The following is a 16416-nucleotide window of genomic DNA, read 5'->3' as shown; positions in this document are numbered from 1 at the left end:
ATAAGGAAAAGTAACTTTCAAAAATTGTAAATAAAACAATAGGATAATTATGGAATGGAATTAAAAGAAGCAATTTTTAATAGACGTTCAGTCCGTTACTATATGGATAAAAACAAATTGATAAAGAAACATTAATTGAAATAGTTAAAGATGCGAAATGACACCTTCATGAGCAAATTCACAACCATGGCGTGTTTAAATTGCGACTGGTGAGACGCTTAAACAAATTCAAAAAGCTCATTTGGCATATGCGCAGCAAGGAATTCATGTTAGAAATTAAAAATTAGAGTAGAAACATTACGAGAAAAAGTGCAATTAAAGCCTGATTTGATGGGGTAGAAATTGATGGAGCAAACACCTATATAATCCAACAATTTTTCTCTCCACACTCAAACCGTCGTGAAGACCAATGGGGAGGAAGTATAGAGAAACGATTTAATTTCATTAACCAATAAGTTGATGCTGTTACTGAGGTCGTGGATAATTCAAATGTTCAAGATTTTTATTGTGGGATATCGTTTTTCTCTAGAAGAATATGAAGAACCTGGAATAAAAATGTCAGATCCCCTTTATCTTGTTGATAAATTAGCTAATAAAAAGTTAGACTATTTGCATATATCATTGGGTGACTAAGCGAGTATCTGTATCTGAAGATTATAAAGAAAAATCTATTATGCAATATGTTCATGAGAAAATAAATGGACCTGTACCTTTAATTGGTGTTGGTGATTTTCGTACTAAACAGGATGCAGAGGATACATTGACAAAGGCTGAAATAGTGGCAGTAGGGCGCTCTCTCATCATTGACCCTCATTGGACAAGTAAAGTGCTGGAGGGAAAAGAAGATATGATCAGAAGAGTACTAGTTGATCAAGATAGAGAAGAACTCATGATAGGGAATGGGATTGTAGATTTCCTGAGTAGTATAATGCCTGATCGATTACGCTAAACCAAATTCAATAAAAGCGCTGGTCACAAGTAAGTTGGTTACATTGTTGAAAATACAGCTAACGGTTGATTAACTTTTTATATGGTTGTGACGAACGTAGAAAGTTTACATTCGTCACGATATTCTAGAAAAATCATATCATACGACGTCATTTATAAGTTAGAGTACGTTAATTGTATAAGGAATGTGTATCTATTAGAAAGGGACGATGATGAAATGGTTACAGAAATCCAACTAAATGATACTAAAATTAATATCACACAATATGATGAAAAAAAGATAGAAGGTAAAACTCAGATATCGTTAACTTTTTATGTTACAAGTGACAACTACCATGACATAGCAACGTTATTATACAAAGGAACATTTGATGTAATCGTACCCGAGAGACATCTTGAGTTCCGCGGAACGATTCAAGAATATTCAACATCAATTACGAATCTATACGAAAAAGGGCAAATTGGTGAATATAAACTGACTTTGAAAGAAGCGGAATAATAGAAAAGGGGATTTTCATCTTATGAAATTAAGCATTTTAGATCAGTCTCCCATTTCAACTAATCAAACGGCAAATGAAGCATTACAGGAATCAATGAATCTCGCACGCATAGGGGAGACATTAGGATATTCACGTTATTGGATTGCTGAACATCATGCAATGCCAGGGCTTGCATGCTCCGCGCCCGAGGTAATGTTAGGGTATATTGGGGCAAATACAAAAAATATACGAATTGGCTCTGGAGCAGTTTTATTGCCATACTATAAGCCGTATAAAGTAGCAGAAACCTATCACATGTTATCCACTCTATTTCCTAATCGAATTGATATAGGGATTGGAAGGGCACCGGGTGGTCCTGCTGAAGCAACAAATGCATTATCGGATAACTATTTGGAACATGTCTATAAAATGCCTGATTTAGTAAATGAATTAATTAAATACATAGATAATGAAGGGACCGTATTAGAGGCTTCTCCGATACCGCAAATTAGTCCTGATCTATGGATGTTAGGTACAAGTAGAAAAAGTGGAAATTTTGCTGCGGAAAACGGTTTAGCCTATAGTTTCGGACAATTTATGAGTGATGAAAACGGAGCAGAAATCGTCCAACAATATCGTCAGTCATTTAAACCAAGAAAAAAAGGGCAAAAACCATACGTCATTATGGCTTTATCAGTAATATGTGCAGAAACTATTCAAAAAGCAGAAGAAATTGCATTAAGTTCGATTGTTTGGGAACTACAAAATGAGAGTATGAATGGAAACAAAGGAGTTCCTTCTGTTGATGAGGCAAAAAATATTCTATTAAATCTACGTAATCAAAAGTCTATTGAAAGAATAAAAAAGAAAATGATTATAGGTACTCCTAATGAGGTGAAAAGCAAAATATTAGAAATTCAATCTCATGTATTAGCAGATGAAATCATGATTATAACTATCACTTATTCATCAAAGGATAAGCATCAATCATATCGATTAATCGCAGAACAATTTATTAAATGAAAAAGTTAAGATTAAAAGGGAGTGGAATGATTAACGTTTTTTTCCCTTAAGTTCCATTTTAGAGTAGAAGAGATTAAAAGGAGTAGTGTGTTAAAATTGGTGAGGTTTGTGAAAAATTCTTCTGCGCGAAACGTTTCCTTATAAGTGCCAAAGCACGAAATAGGAGAATTGCTACTAAGCAATTACAACTGATTAATTAAAACTCTGAATGAAAGCCGTCATGTTGAGCTGAAACGGGTTATCTGATCCTCCTACATGCACATAATGGTAGTAGTCAGAGTGTGTATGAAGCTAGGTAAAGTCGGCTGAAATGAACCTAAGCTGCTTCTTCAGGATATGTTTGTGATAGGTCGGGATGCTACAAAATATCTATGGTGAGAATGTCCAATTGGACTGACGAACTTGTGAATGTAAGGGTCTAGAAATTAATACGTTCGAAAGGCGTATACTGCGAACGCAGTTTAAAACACCGAAAAGTACGAGTAGTGTATAGGAACTTCGGTATATCTAACAAATGAGGGTATAGAGTTGATAGGCTTAAAATGAGCACCTACGGATTTAGACAACCTGGAAGTTGCAGATAACAGAATCTCAAGGTACTCTATGCAATTAGGCAAATGTGCAGTAACAGGGGAATTTTTAACATCCAATCAAGTACACTGTCATCATATATTACCCAGATATATGGGAGGCATGATGAGTTTAATAATCTTGTAATCGTACATAAAGATGTCCATAGATTAATCCATGCTACAAGTTAAAAGACGATTGAACGATATAGGAACATTCTTCAATTAGATGGAAAACAATTGAAGAAGCTAAACCAATTTCGTAAAGTTTGTAATTTAGTTGCTTTAGTCTAAAAGAATGAGATTGAACGCCTAATGCGGTGAAAGTCGCACGTTGGGTGTGGAGCTAGGGGAAAGATGGAGATAACATCAAAGTCTTACCTATTGCTATTAAACAAACGGGCGCTTTAGTTAAATAAGTATTTATTTTATATAAGGCTTTATATACAAGATTTTATGCATAACTGGGATATAAAGCCTTGAATACTATTCAAAAAACATACTGCCATAAACGACATTTTTTATTTGCCAAATATGCCCTTACATTTAAGTGATATTTAATTTTTGAAAATACATAGGCGATTTATTAAGTTTAAAATATTTCATGAAGACTCAGATTAATAAATCATAAAATTTCCTAAAACAAAAAAATAAAACAAAAGCTTTCCTAAAACGATTATAATACAGTTATTTTACTATATTTCATAAAACTATCTGTGATAAAGGAAGTGGGAAGTTAAATTGAAAAGTGTCTTGAAGTCAAGTGGCTCTAAGGCTGGAAAGCTTATGCTTTATTCGATGGAAATTTTATGGTTAACGTCAAATGTTTTACTTTAAGCATAAAATGTCAGTGCATCTTTATGTTTAAAAATCATCGTAACAATATTATGCTTAAAATATATTTCTGAGTTAAGAGATGTAGACCCAATGGGTCTACATCTCTTCTTTACTTATTGTGTTGTCCATGATATGGAAAACCTTCATAAATAGTCTTTTACGGATAGATTTATCCATTTTAGTTTCCTCTTTTTTGACGATTGAGAAGGGTTTACTTAAGTATTGTTATTTTTCCATTCTTATAGAAACTTATTTTCATGGGTAGTTGAATAAGAAAAGCTCTCCTCTCCTTGTTGAAGTAAAGCACCCGTAACTTTAAGTGTAATTCTTCACAAATAAAAAAACCTCTTTAGGGTTATCTGTAATAAATATGGCAATAGCATTGGACAATCACCTTTATTTAGTCACTATTTCAGGAGGTGTAAATGCTTCCCATTGACTATATTTCGTTGTTATTGATGAAATTAACCAGTTCGTCATATATGGTACTGGATTCTGTTCAACAGTAATAACCTTTTGCCCATTCCCGAAGTTTGCATATGAACTTAGTAAATCGTAAACAACTGTATATTGTATTTTTGAATCACTAATCTTGTACACCTTTACAAAGCGAAAGTTATCGAGCCAAGGGCTTGATTACTCCTGTTACCCATCCTCTTTGTTCAAACTGTTTCCTTGTCTTTTGTTGAAGCGAAGGCGATAACATAGCAAATTGAACAGCACCACTTCGGTTATTCACACCTAATATCCATAATTCAACAGCTTGTTTCGGATCTTCGACTTGCAAACCAGTCATAAATGACGTAATTATCTGGCTTTCTAATGGATTTTTTTCTTTTCCTGCATAGGTCGAATTGTTTTGTAATAAAATTATCGCAATTAAAAGGGGAAGAAGAACAATTAAACGCACATTATCACCTCTGATGTATTTTCTCCTTTTCCATCTTTTATAGTCCCTCGTATTAACCTGCTCCGTTTGTTCAATAAGAAAAAAGGAACGCGGCAGCAATCCCACTCGTTAGTTGAACAAGAAACTACTCAACTAATCATCTAAAAAGTTTAAGTCCAAAGAAATGTATACCTATTTCTGTATTAGTAAAAAATACTGAAGAGGTGAGAACAAATGGAAAATGATAAATTAAAACTTACATCTTCCGAAATAGGAACACTATGGGGGGAGTATGTAAACGGAACAATGGCCGAGATAGTAAATAGGTATATGATTTCTATTTTAGAAGACGAATCAATAAAAAAAGTTTTTCAAATAGCCATTGAGATATGGGAAAAGCAAAAGCAGCAGATTGTAACCTTCATGGAGAAGGATGGATTTCCAGTTCCCATTGGATTTACTGAGTCCGACCTTAATCAAAATGCAGAGAGATTGTTTTCTGACACATTCTGCTTAAATTATTTACATATTATGACTATACATGGTTTGTTGGGTCATACAACTGCTTTAAGTGTTTCTGTCAGAAAGGACATACGGGAATTTTACAATGCATGCGATAATGATGCAAAAAGAATGTACGATTTAACCATTGAGTTATTGCTTAAAAAAGGAATATTCCAAAGAGACCCCTATTTCTATCCTAACGAGAACCCTGAATTTATTTCTACCAAAGATTTTATTGATGGATACTTTGGAAAAGGGAGACGATTATCTAGTTCAGAAATAATCAGTATTTCTCTTAACATTAAAAAGGGCATATTAGCAAAAGCTCTTTCAATCGGATTCAGTCAAGTCACAGAATCGAAAGAAGTAAGAAAGTTTCTTGAGGAATTAGATAAAACCGCAGATGAAAACCTACAAGCCCTTTCAAAAATTTTGCAGAAGGATAATTTGCCCGTTCCAATGTCGTTGGAATCAGAAGTTACAACGTCAAAAGACTCTCCTTTTTCAGAAAAATTAATGTTGTATCATGTGGGTTTCTTGGTTCAAACTGCACAAGTATATTACGGGACAGGTCTGGCAGGAGCCATGCGAACAGACATAGCTGTAGCTTATGAAAAAGCAGTTCTAAAAGCACTAGGAATCACCAAAAACTGGTTCGATATTATGGTGAAAAACAAGTGGTTAGAACAGCCACCACTTGCTCCTAATAGAAAAGAACTTGCACGGGATAAATAAGATATACCCCTCATTAGTGAGGGGTATATTTTTAATTAGGCTCTTTTTATTTATAACTTCGTTACGTTATTAGCTTTTCCTTCTAAAATAAATCTGACACGTTACTTCAAAAGGAAAAAGCGATCCCTCGTTTTTGAAGCATCGCCCTCTATAGCATTCCTGTAGAGCATTATTTTTGAGCTTTGATAAAAAAAGGATCCTCAGTAAGATATGAGTAAGACACGACTCTAACTCAACTTTAGTAGGAACCCTTACTATGAATCTTAAAATGCAGGAAAAACAAGCTTGGTGGTGAACAAAGTAGAGTTTAAGGCCATTCACTCCAACAACGAGAAAGTTAAGAAAATGAAAAAGATGAAATCCATTATGAAACTGGTTGGTAAATTTGCCAGGATTTTTGTAGGAATAGACCAGAGGGACTTGATGACTATAACACAGCAAAGAATTTTTATGAGTGTTTATCATAAAGGTTGTTGGATGCACAAGAAGCATGGGAAGAAGATTTTTAAGATAGATAAATAGAAAGAAATTATAAATGAAATTAACGGTAAAGTATATCAGTGAGAGCCATAAGTCGGTGGCTCAAGTAAGATAAAATAAACCATGTGTGACTTTAGGTCTTAATGTCTAAGTTGATAGGAGAACTCCAAAATTATATTAATTATGAAAAACGATTGATCTAAATTTTTGTGTGAAATGCCAAAAATTTCCTCAATAAAATTATTGGAAAAATTTTAGGGTTTTCACTTGAATTATTTGTATGGAATCGTTATTATATTATTAATTAGTAATTATATAATTTATAATTACTGATAACTCAATAAAAACAATCAGTTTTGCTACACGAAAAGAGGATTTCTAAATGACTAAATATAATACGGAACAAGAGGTTTTGGCCCACTATGATTCATCCAAGTACCTCACTCCGGATGGCTATGTTGCAGATATCGCTATATTCACCATTGTATCGGATAAAGTAGAGGAAAAAGCGCCTCCTAAAATGACGCTTAAACTGATGCTCATCAAACGAGCAGAAAAAGACAGTGAAGGTAATGCGAATATCGAGGGTGGTAAATGGGCTTTGCCAGGAGGATTTGTAGATGCCATTCATAAAGAAACAGCGTTGATGGCAGCAAAACGCGAATTAAAGGAAGAAACAAACGTTGATGGATTACTCATCAAACACTTCGGTGTTTATGATGAAGTAGAGCGTGATCCACGTGGTTGGATGATATCCAATGCATTCTACGCGATCGTCCCTGAACAATTGATCGGTCAACGTGAAGCAAATGACGATGCAGCAGATATAGAATTGTTTGATGTAGAAGAAGTGTTTCAATTGGACTTAGCTTTCGACCATCGTAAAATTATTAAAGATGCTTTGACATTTATAAAAAGGGACATGGTACAAACCACCCTTGCGAAGAACTTTTTACCGGAAGAGTTTACCCTTTCCGAATTACAAAGAGTCTTGCTGACAGTAGGTGAGGATTCAAAGATTTCAAGTGACCCAGTATTCTTTGCAAAAGCTCCAAAGCTGCCTTTTTTAGAGAAAGTACTAGATGAAGAGATGAAGCCAAAAAAGACGAATAGGAATTCTTTTAGGCCATCTCAATTATATCGATTTAACGATTTTGAAATCATTGAATCAATCTACAATTAGGAAAGAAATTCTTTTCTAATTATTTTTAGAAGAAGTAATTAGTAATATTATAATTACAAAATACAAAAAGGATGGAGAGATGAAAATGGAAAGGCGTGCATTGATCAACATTGATTACACGAAAGATTTTGTCGCAACAAACGGAGCCCTTACTTGTGGGGAACCTGCACAATTATTGGAAAGTCGGATTACACAGATTACGAATTTTTTTATTGATAATGGTGACTTTACAGTATTTGCAGTCGATGTTCATGAAGAAGGAGACTCACTTCATCCAGAAACAAAGTTGTTCCCGCCTCATAATATACGTAACACTGAAGGAAGAGATCTATATGGTTCTTTAAATGAACTTTACAAAAGTAATGAACAGGTTGCTCAAGTTTACTTTATGGATAAAACAAGATATTCGGCTTTTGCAGGAACAGATCTAGAAATCAAATTGCGTGAACGGGGAATTACGGAAGTCCATTTAGTAGGAGTTTGTACGGATATCTGCGTTCTTCATACCGCTGTGGATGCATATAACAAAGGATTTAATATTGTCGTTCATCAAGATGCAGTAGCTTCTTTCAACCAAGCTGGACATGAATGGGCATTGGGACATTTTGAACATACACTTGGAGCAAAAGTTATTCGGGGAAGTTTTTTATAAAAGGAAACAGTGAAGAGGATAAATGATCAAACCGGACAGGAGAAATGAAGGATGAATTATAAAGACGATAGCTTAATGCTACACACGGATCTTTATCAAATCAATATGGTTGAAACGTATTGGAAGGATGGCATCCATAATCGAAATGCCGTATTTGAAGTGTATTTTCGAAAATTGCCATTTAAAAACGGATATGCCATTTTTGCAGGCCTTCAACGTATCTTGGATTTCATTCATAAATTCGGTTTTTCTGAAAGTGACATTGCCTATCTGAGAGAAGAAGGAATGTACTCTGATGAATATCTTGAATACCTTCGCAAGCTTACTTTTACAGGAACGATTCGATCTATGCGGGAAGGTGAATTGGTTTTTGCAAATGAACCTATTCTCCGTATCGAGGCTCCACTAGCAGAAGCACAGCTTATTGAAACACCCATCCTAAATATCATTAACTTTCAAACATTAATTGCCACCAAAGCTTCCCGTATCAAGCAAGTGATTGGTGATGGCCATGCAATGGAATTTGGAACAAGACGTGCGCACGAATTTGATGCTGCTATTTGGGGAACACGTGCTGCTTATATTGCTGGATTTGAAGCTACAAGTAATGTAAGGGCAGGGAAATTGTTTGGTATTCCTATTGCAGGTACTCACGCTCATGCGATGGTTCAAGCTTATCGGGACGAATATGAAGCATTTAAAAAGTATGCAAGTACTCATAAAGACTGTGTGTTTCTCGTAGATACGTATGATACATTGCGTTCAGGTGTCCCGAATGCGATCAAGGTGGCTAAAGAATTTGGTGATAAGATTAATTTCAAGGGGATTCGCTTAGATAGCGGTGACTTAGCTTATTTTTCAAAAGAAGCTAGGAAAATGCTTGATGAAGCAGGCTTTCCTGATGCAAAAATTGTAGCTTCAAATGACTTAGATGAATACACGATCATGCATCTAATAGCTCAAGGAGCCAAAATTGATATGTGGGGAATAGGCACAAAGTTGATCACGGCCTACGATCAAGCGGCTCTTGGTGGGGTTTATAAATTGGTTTCAATTGCAAATGAAAATGGGCAAATGGTAGACACGATCAAGATTTCTGCAAATCCAGAAAAAGTGACTACACCAGGTCGCAAGCGGATCTACCGAATCATTAATAACCTGAATGGTCATGCAGAAGGGGACTACATTGCATTGGATCATGAAAACCCAGAAGGGGAAGAAAGATTGAAAATGTTCCATCCCATTCACACCTATATTAGTAAGTTCGTTACCAACTTTACAGCAAAAGAGCTTCATGAAGATGTAGTGGTGAATGGTTCTATCGTTTACCAAATGCCAGCATTACAAGAGATTCAAGCGCATGCAAAAGAGAACCTAAAGGTATTGTGGGATGAATATAAACGTACGTTGAATCCAGAAGAATATCCCGTGGATTTAAGTCAAGCTTGTTGGGATAACAAGATGAAGAACATTCAAGAGGTGAAAGAAACAGTAGCTAATATGATTCGTTAAACGACATGAATGCTAGGGAGGAAACAGCTCATGGCTAAAATCGGTATTTATGGATCATCATTTGATCCGATTACCAATGTGCACTTATGGACGGCAAGTACAATCGCACATCGCTGTCGATTGGATAAAGTAATCTTCTTACCTTGTTCAAATAAACGCAAGGACAAAAAAATGAAAACAGAAGATATCCATCGTTGGAACATGCTGCAAATGGCAATTGAAAAGGACGAACGTTTTGCTGCGGACTCATTCGAAATGGAGCAGGAAGCTTGGAAAATTTTCACCTATAATACGATGGAACATTTCAAGAAGCGATATCCAAATGACGAAGTGTATTTCATCATGGGAGCGGATTTGTTAGTAGATATCGGAGCGGGCATGTGGAAAAATGGCGAAGAATTAGTCGCTGAAAACAAGTTTATTGTAATGGCTCGAGACGGGATCGATATGTTGTCTACCATTAGCCGATCCCCGATTCTGAGAAATCATGACAACGGTTCACGATTCCACCTCATTGACAAAGGTCTAGCAATGGAAATCAGCTCCAGCTATATTCGAGAAGAATTTGCAATGGGTGGAGAGCCCAAATTTCTATTGCCGCAAGCTTGTTATGACTATATCAAAGAGCATGGACTGTATCTTAAATAAAGACTATGTTAAAGTTCATTTTTGTTATTATGAGAACAGTGTCCGTCATGGATGCTGTTTTTATTTTGTCATTAAGATTTTAGAATCCGAGATTTGAATTCAAGGTCGATTTTGGGGAATATGGAAGAAATTTAATTTTACATTTGTTCAAAGTTTGTTTTACATATGTGCGAAATTTCTGCTATAGTTAATCTGTAAAAAATGATTTTCATATAATAATTCAGCCGTTTGAAGCTGAAAACTATATTTTACTAGGAGGGGAAAGTTGTGAATAGCCGATATTCACAACAAAAAATATGGGTTTCGTAGGCTTATTTCTATCTGGTGCAGTCTTATTCCTAAACAGTTTGATGTTGTTAGGGAAGGCAGAGGCAAAGAGTGTTGGCGTATTTAATCTTTTCGTTGGTGCCATTCAAATTTTCATCCCAACTTATTTGATGATCACTTCTGACCAAAGTAATTGGGAACTTTATAATATTGCAGCTATTTTCCTATTTGGCTTAACGTATTTATATGTCGGTGTCACGTTGTTGAAGGACCTTGAAGGCAATGGACTTGGCTGGTTTAGCTTATGGGTTGCCATCATAGCAGTCATTTACACCATCACTTCCATCGTTCAATTCCAAGATACAGTGGGTGCATTAACTTGGGGATTATGGTCATTCTTATGGTTATTATTCTTCATGGCCAATACATTAAAAATGAAGATAGAGAAATATATTGGAATGGTTGCTTTCGTACAATCTTGGGTAACTTTAACGATTCCAGCAGTTCTATTCTTCTTAGGTGTCTGGAATACACCAGTTGTTATTCAAATTATGACTGGGGTATTAACTCTTTCGATTATCCTCTTTGTTGTGGGTCTTCTTAAATTGAAGGTTTCTTCAAAAACGAAGAATAGTGGGAGAGAGATTGAAGCTATTTAATTAAAATGTTCATTCTACCCAGAAGAGGGTGTCCCAAAAGTTATACTTTTGGGACTTTTGTTTTGATAATGTGCAAATTCTAAGTAAAAGGGGGATTTTTTAAGGAAGTAGAAGATCATATTGGGGACAGTGCTTTGGTGATTAGTACTTCATAAGGCCGATGAATAACAAATTCCACCACGAGATTAGTAGAAAAGTACTTCATAAGTTAGAAAACAGAATAATAGGGGGAATCCCCTCTACATTTACCTCTAATACTTCTAAAAACCTCCAAAAAAGTTCTCAGAAGAAAAAAACTGACTCAAGAGTTCGTTATCAATGCTTATTTGCGTCAGCCTCTTTTAAAATTATTGTCATATATTATCAGAAAATTAATTAAATTCAGTCTTGATTTTGTTAATTTCATAGTGGTAACATATTAATGAAAACGCTAACATAAGCATTTTTCTCAATCTTTAGCATCATGGCGTACATAGACTACTATTTTAGGAGGAGTTTTATGAGTCAACTAGCTGTAGGTTTAAAAGAAAAGGTAGAAAAGTTCTTAGTTGGAAAGAAAAAGTTATTTATTAATGGTGAATTTGTTGAGAGTAAATCTCAAAAAACTTTCGATACGTACAATCCAGCTACTGGTGAAGTATTAGCTAGTGTTTATGAAGCTGGTGCAGAAGATATTGATTTAGCTGTTAAAGCTGCTCGTAAAGCTTTCGATGAAGGCCCATGGTCAAAAATGAGTGCAGCTAGCCGCAGCCGCCTTATGTACAAACTTGCTGATTTAATGGAAGCGAATGCTGAGGAATTGGCACAGTTAGAAACTTTGGATAATGGTAAGCCAATCAGTGAAACATCTAATGCGGACGTTCCTTTAGCTGTTGAGCATATGCGCTATTATGCAGGCTGGAGCACGAAGATCGTTGGCCAGACTATTCCTGTAAGCGGACCTTTCTTTAACTACACACGCCATGAGGCTGTTGGGGTAGTTGGACAAATCATCCCTTGGAACTTCCCACTTCTAATGGCAATGTGGAAGCTTGGAGCTGCCCTTGCAACTGGATGTACAGTCGTTCTAAAACCTGCTGAGCAAACTCCATTATCAGCACTTTACTTAGCTGAATTAATGCAAGAAGCTGGTTTCCCTGCTGGTGTTGTCAATATCGTTCCTGGTTTTGGTGAAACAGCTGGCCAACCGCTTGTCGACCATCCATTAGTTGATAAGATCGCTTTCACTGGTTCTACTGAAGTAGGAAAGATGATCATGGCAAATGCTTCTAAAACTTTGAAGCGTGTTACACTTGAGCTTGGTGGTAAGTCACCGAACATCATTCTTCCTGATGCTGATTTATCAAAAGCAATCCCTGGAGCAGTTAATGGAGTAATGTTCAACCAAGGCCAAGTTTGCTGTGCAGGTTCACGCGTCTTCATTCAGAAGAAGCAGTTTGATAATGTAGTAGCTGATATGGCTGCACATGCGCAAAAGATTAAGCAAGGTGCCGGAATTCATGCTGATACACAAATTGGTCCACTCGTTTCTGCAGAACAGCAAAAACGTGTACTTGGTTATATTGAAAAAGGTATTAGCGAAGGTGCACAGCTTGTTGCTGGTGGAACTAAGCCTCAAGAACAAGGCTATTTCGTATCTCCAACAATCTTTGCTGATGTACGCGATGAAATGACGATTGCTAAAGAAGAAATCTTTGGACCAGTTATTTCTGCAATGCCGTACGATGACATTGACGAGTTAATTGCTCGTGCTAACAGTAGCGAGTACGGATTGGCAGCAGGTGTTTGGACTCGTGATGTTGCTAAGGCACATTACATCTCAAACAAACTACGTGCTGGAACAGTTTGGGTAAACTGCTACAATGCATTTGATGCAGCATCTCCATTCGGTGGATACAAGCAATCTGGAATTGGCCGTGAAATGGGATCTTACGCACTTGAAAACTATACAGAAGTGAAAAGTGTTTGGATCTCAATGAAATAAAATAATAAAAAACGGAAAGGAGCTCATTGAGTTCCTTTCCGTTTTTTTATGTTTGTTGAAAATCGCTATTAATTAGAAGGTGCATCATCTATTCTGATACGCTGGATCATCTTCCTATACTCTAGAGGCGTAGTGCCTTCATATTTCTTAAATAACTTAGAAAAATAGGTGTGGTCGGAAATCCCAACTTCATGCGAAATGGTCATGACCTTATCATTTGTTGTGACAAGAAGTCTTTTTGCCTGTGATATCCGGTAGTGATTCAAGTATTGAACTGGGCTCATTCCCAACGTTTTTTGCATACATCTTGTGATATAGTCGGGATGAAAAAGCAACTCTTTAGATATATCCTCCATATTGATATCCTTCTGGAAATTCTTCCGAATATATTTTAGTGCATCCTCACATAATCTCTCAGTTGCTGAAGGAATCCTCATTGCTTCTATTTGAAGCTGTAAAATAAGGTCATTGAAATAAATTTGCTGTCTTAATGGATACTCTGGAGTTTGGATGTCAGCTAAACTCACGATGTTTTCAAAAAGTTTATCGATATATTCCAAGTGTTCCACCTCGCCGTAGCATGGAATTTTAAATATATACCGAGCGGGTTCTGTATATGTACTTTCATCTTTAAGAACAGCCGCCCAGTTTAGCACGGATTCCTCTTGGATGGAGTAGTTGCCTTCCATTTGAAAATGAAGCCAGTATATCTCTGTGGTAACAAGACTGTTCTTATGACCAAAGTGCTCCAGCCCTGGTCTTAGAATGAGATATTGCCCTTCGCTAACCTCGTATTTCTTATTGTCTTCCGTTATGTAGAGTGTTCCGGTTCTTACATACAAAAGATCAAAAACCGTATATGTCCGCTTAAAATGCTTCGTTCCTTTTTGAAAAACAAAGTCACCAGCTTTGATGAGGGTTGGAAAGGGAGGGATAGAAAAAGTTAAAAAGGACATGTTTACCTCCAAAGAATAAGTCGGGATTTTCCAAAAAATATCGGTTTCCTCTCTTCCTATTATAATGACATGAAGCTAAACTAGTAAGGGTTATGACAATCATTCTTAAAATGAATTCATGCATCAACTAAAGGGGGGACTCAAACTGAAGACAACTGCACAAAAAATGACCCTTTTTGCATTGACTTGGCCTATTTTTATTGAAATGCTCTTGCATATGTTCATGGGAAATAGTGATACGCTTATGCTATCGATGTTCAGTGATTCAGCTGTAGCAGCGGTCGGCGTGTCGAATCAAATCTTATATGTGCTTATTGTTATGTTTGGTTTTGTTGCAACAGGAACAGCCATCTTGGTCGCGCAGAATCTTGGGGCAAATTTGAGGAAAAGTGCCTCAGAAATCGCTGTTCTCGCAATTTTAGCGAATTTGGCTTTCGGATTGGTCATCAGCGCCTTTGTTTTTTTCTTCAGCAAACCGCTGCTTTCCATGATGAACTTGCCTGCAGAATTAATGCCTCAGGCCAGGAGCTATTTGAATATTGTTGGCGGATTTATGTTCGTCGAAGCGTTGATCATGACGGTGGGTGCTATTCTTAGGAGTTATGGATTTACGAGAGACTCGATGTTTGTAACTATTGGCATGAACATCTTAAATGTCGTGGGAAATTCCATCTTTATCTTTGGTCTATTTGGAATGCCTGTTCTGGGCGTTGAAGGTGTCGCCTTGTCAACAATCGTGAGCCGTATGATTGGTCTTGTTGTCATTATTGTTCTCTTATTTAAACGCATTGAAGAACCATTGCCTTTCCGTAAATTCATGGGTTTACCAAAAGGTCATCTGAAAAACTTGTTGAAGATTGGTGTGCCTTCTGCGGGAGAACATTTGGCATACAATGCTTCGCAAATCATCATTACCTATTTTATTGCTGAAATGGGAACGGACTCGCTGACCACGAAGGTATATGCTTGGAACTTGATGATGGTTGTACTTGTATTCAGTATTTCCATCAGTGAGGGAACGAGAATAATGGTCGGATACATGATCGGCGCAAATGAGTATGATTCGGCTTATAAAAGGTGCATCAATAGCCTCAAGATCTCCCTTGTTTTAACGACAGTTATGGCAACGGTTTGCTACTTGATTGCACGCCCTGTGTTTTCCATTTTCACCGATAACCAAGAGATTATCGCAATGGGCGTAACCTTAATGCTATTGACGATTATTTTAGAACCGGGTCGCGCTTTTAATCTCGTTATCATCAACTCTTTAAAAGCCGCAGGAGATGTAAAGTTTCCAGTCTATATGGGGATTCTTTCTATGTTAGGAGTCAGTGTGACTATTTCATACGTTCTAGGAATTCACTTTGGCTTAGGTCTGGTAGGGGTTTGGATTTCCTTCATCGCCGATGAGTGGTTCAGGGGACTGATCATGTTATTTAGATGGAGAAGCAGAGTTTGGGAAACGAAAAGCTTTGTTAAAAATGAACCTGTGTCAGTGAATGCAGTTTAAAGGAGTGATGGTTATGAAAATAACCATTGCTCTTTTTTTATCTTTATCTATCCTAGTTAATTTTTCCAAGTATATTGTCTTATGTATAATAGAATTATATATTGTAATTATTGGAAGGTGAAGCAGGATGGGCTTTGAAGTAAAAAGGATAGAGAATTTGTTGGATGTTGATCTATCCCATCTAGTAAAAGAAAGTCAGGAAGCTGGTTTTCGTATGCTTGGCAGATTAGTAGATGATTATGAAAAAGGTGAAAATACCTTCAATCAGAAGGGGGAGGCCTTGTATGGTGTCTATAATGAACAAGGCAGCCTAATAGCAATAGGAGGTCTGAATATCGATCCATTTTCCAATAATCATAAAATTGGCCGATTAAGAAGGTTTTATGTGGCTACTGATTATCGAAGAAGCGGCATCGGGACACTATTATTGAACACGATCGTTTCAGAGGCAAAACAACATTATGAGATTTTAGTATTAAATACAAAAACAGAGGAAGCGGATCGATTTTATAATGTGTTTGGGTTTCATAGATGTTCGATTCATCCGAACGTAACACATGAGCTAATTTTGAAACCTTAAA

15 protein-coding genes and 1 pseudogene are annotated in these 16416 nt (G+C 36.5%); 14 read left to right on the top strand and 2 right to left on the bottom strand.

Features of this window, described 5'->3' with window-relative positions:
* The first annotated feature begins 341 nt into the window (after positions 1 to 341).
* The 4 genes from BMZ31_RS20985 (at position 342) to BMZ31_RS17100 (ending at position 2450) form a co-directional block, all read left to right on the top strand.
* On the top strand, positions 342 to 455 hold the full coding sequence (locus BMZ31_RS20985; protein WP_368086658.1) for an oxidoreductase: 114 nt from the start codon (positions 342 to 344) through the stop codon (positions 453 to 455).
* 170 nt (positions 456 to 625) lie between these two features.
* Positions 626 to 949 carry an oxidoreductase gene (locus BMZ31_RS20570; protein ID WP_217642766.1) on the top strand — a complete coding sequence of 108 codons (324 nt, stop codon included), beginning with the start codon at positions 626 to 628 and terminating at the stop codon, positions 947 to 949.
* Positions 950 to 1165: 216 nt separating this feature from the next.
* A complete protein-coding gene (locus BMZ31_RS17105; protein ID WP_090833140.1) occupies positions 1166 to 1447 on the top strand; it encodes a DUF3219 family protein in 282 nt (93 codons plus the stop codon).
* 22 nt (positions 1448 to 1469) lie between these two features.
* Entirely contained in the window at positions 1470 to 2450 is a 981-nt protein-coding gene (locus BMZ31_RS17100; protein WP_090833139.1) for an LLM class flavin-dependent oxidoreductase, read from the top strand.
* 2022 nt (positions 2451 to 4472) lie between these two features.
* Here BMZ31_RS17100 and BMZ31_RS20820 read toward each other — a convergent pair.
* Positions 4473 to 4652 (bottom strand): hypothetical protein, encoded by a 180-nt coding sequence (locus BMZ31_RS20820; protein WP_254778892.1) that lies wholly within the window; start codon positions 4650 to 4652, stop codon positions 4473 to 4475.
* A gap of 327 nt (positions 4653 to 4979) precedes the next feature.
* Between BMZ31_RS20820 and BMZ31_RS17085 the strand changes: the two genes are divergently transcribed.
* The 8 genes and pseudogenes from BMZ31_RS17085 (at position 4980) to BMZ31_RS17050 (ending at position 13369) form a co-directional block, all read left to right on the top strand.
* Positions 4980 to 5984 carry a DUF3231 family protein gene (locus tag BMZ31_RS17085; protein WP_090833138.1) on the top strand — a complete coding sequence of 335 codons (1005 nt, stop codon included), beginning with the start codon at positions 4980 to 4982 and terminating at the stop codon, positions 5982 to 5984.
* A 282-nt stretch (positions 5985 to 6266) separates the two neighbouring features.
* Positions 6267 to 6506 (top strand): annotated as a pseudogene (locus BMZ31_RS20815) (hypothetical protein); the annotation flags it as partial.
* Positions 6507 to 6846: 340 nt separating this feature from the next.
* On the top strand, positions 6847 to 7647 hold the full coding sequence (locus BMZ31_RS17075; RefSeq protein ID WP_090833136.1) for an NUDIX domain-containing protein: 801 nt from the start codon (positions 6847 to 6849) through the stop codon (positions 7645 to 7647).
* An 85-nt stretch (positions 7648 to 7732) separates the two neighbouring features.
* Positions 7733 to 8299 carry a cysteine hydrolase family protein gene (locus tag BMZ31_RS17070; RefSeq protein ID WP_090833135.1) on the top strand — a complete coding sequence of 189 codons (567 nt, stop codon included), beginning with the start codon at positions 7733 to 7735 and terminating at the stop codon, positions 8297 to 8299.
* 51 nt (positions 8300 to 8350) lie between these two features.
* Positions 8351 to 9811: a nicotinate phosphoribosyltransferase gene (locus tag BMZ31_RS17065; protein WP_090833134.1), complete on the top strand. Its 1461-nt coding sequence runs from the start codon at positions 8351 to 8353 to the stop codon at positions 9809 to 9811.
* Between the two features lie 30 nt (positions 9812 to 9841).
* Entirely contained in the window at positions 9842 to 10459 is a 618-nt protein-coding gene (gene nadD / locus BMZ31_RS17060) for a nicotinate (nicotinamide) nucleotide adenylyltransferase (RefSeq protein WP_090833133.1), read from the top strand.
* Positions 10460 to 10755: 296 nt separating this feature from the next.
* Positions 10756 to 11385, top strand: a complete 630-nt coding sequence (locus BMZ31_RS17055) for an AmiS/UreI family transporter (RefSeq protein WP_090833132.1) — start codon at positions 10756 to 10758, stop codon at positions 11383 to 11385.
* 499 nt (positions 11386 to 11884) lie between these two features.
* The gene (locus tag BMZ31_RS17050) at positions 11885 to 13369 is read left to right on the top strand and encodes an aldehyde dehydrogenase family protein (RefSeq protein WP_090833131.1); all 1485 of its coding nucleotides are present in this window, start codon (positions 11885 to 11887) and stop codon (positions 13367 to 13369) included.
* A 68-nt stretch (positions 13370 to 13437) separates the two neighbouring features.
* Here the strand turns inward: BMZ31_RS17050 and BMZ31_RS17045 are convergent, their stop codons facing one another.
* Positions 13438 to 14325, bottom strand: coding sequence for a response regulator transcription factor (locus BMZ31_RS17045; RefSeq protein ID WP_090833130.1), 888 nt, complete (start codon positions 14323 to 14325; stop codon positions 13438 to 13440).
* 118 nt (positions 14326 to 14443) lie between these two features.
* Here BMZ31_RS17045 and BMZ31_RS17040 point away from each other — a divergent pair, with 118 nt between their 5' ends.
* Complete coding sequence (locus tag BMZ31_RS17040; RefSeq protein WP_090833129.1) at positions 14444 to 15835, top strand: MATE family efflux transporter; 1392 nt, start codon at positions 14444 to 14446, stop codon at positions 15833 to 15835.
* Between the two features lie 127 nt (positions 15836 to 15962).
* Positions 15963 to 16415 (top strand): GNAT family N-acetyltransferase, encoded by a 453-nt coding sequence (locus BMZ31_RS17035; RefSeq protein WP_090833128.1) that lies wholly within the window; start codon positions 15963 to 15965, stop codon positions 16413 to 16415.
* The last annotated feature ends 1 nt before the right edge of the window (position 16416 follow it).

Origin of the sequence: Bacillus sp. cl95 (assembly GCF_900115925.1) — a bacterium.
Classification (GTDB): domain Bacteria; phylum Bacillota; class Bacilli; order Bacillales; family Cytobacillaceae; genus Neobacillus_A.
This window is presented reverse-complemented; position numbering and strand designations above follow the sequence as displayed.

Coding starts and splice junctions, on each gene's coding strand:
- BMZ31_RS17055 (WP_090833132.1), top strand. CDS start 10,756: ATGGGTTTCGTAGGCTTATTTCTATCTGGTGCAGTCTTATTCCTAAAC.
- BMZ31_RS17100 (WP_090833139.1), top strand. CDS start 1,470: ATGAAATTAAGCATTTTAGATCAGTCTCCCATTTCAACTAATCAAACG.
- BMZ31_RS17075 (WP_090833136.1), top strand. CDS start 6,847: ATGACTAAATATAATACGGAACAAGAGGTTTTGGCCCACTATGATTCA.
- BMZ31_RS17085 (WP_090833138.1), top strand. CDS start 4,980: ATGGAAAATGATAAATTAAAACTTACATCTTCCGAAATAGGAACACTA.
- BMZ31_RS20820 (WP_254778892.1), bottom strand. CDS start 4,652: ATGACTGGTTTGCAAGTCGAAGATCCGAAACAAGCTGTTGAATTATGG.
- BMZ31_RS17065 (WP_090833134.1), top strand. CDS start 8,351: ATGAATTATAAAGACGATAGCTTAATGCTACACACGGATCTTTATCAA.
- BMZ31_RS17035 (WP_090833128.1), top strand. CDS start 15,963: ATGGGCTTTGAAGTAAAAAGGATAGAGAATTTGTTGGATGTTGATCTA.
- BMZ31_RS17105 (WP_090833140.1), top strand. CDS start 1,166: ATGGTTACAGAAATCCAACTAAATGATACTAAAATTAATATCACACAA.
- nadD (WP_090833133.1), top strand. CDS start 9,842: ATGGCTAAAATCGGTATTTATGGATCATCATTTGATCCGATTACCAAT.
- BMZ31_RS17070 (WP_090833135.1), top strand. CDS start 7,733: ATGGAAAGGCGTGCATTGATCAACATTGATTACACGAAAGATTTTGTC.
- BMZ31_RS17050 (WP_090833131.1), top strand. CDS start 11,885: ATGAGTCAACTAGCTGTAGGTTTAAAAGAAAAGGTAGAAAAGTTCTTA.
- BMZ31_RS17045 (WP_090833130.1), bottom strand. CDS start 14,325: ATGTCCTTTTTAACTTTTTCTATCCCTCCCTTTCCAACCCTCATCAAA.
- BMZ31_RS17040 (WP_090833129.1), top strand. CDS start 14,444: ATGCATCAACTAAAGGGGGGACTCAAACTGAAGACAACTGCACAAAAA.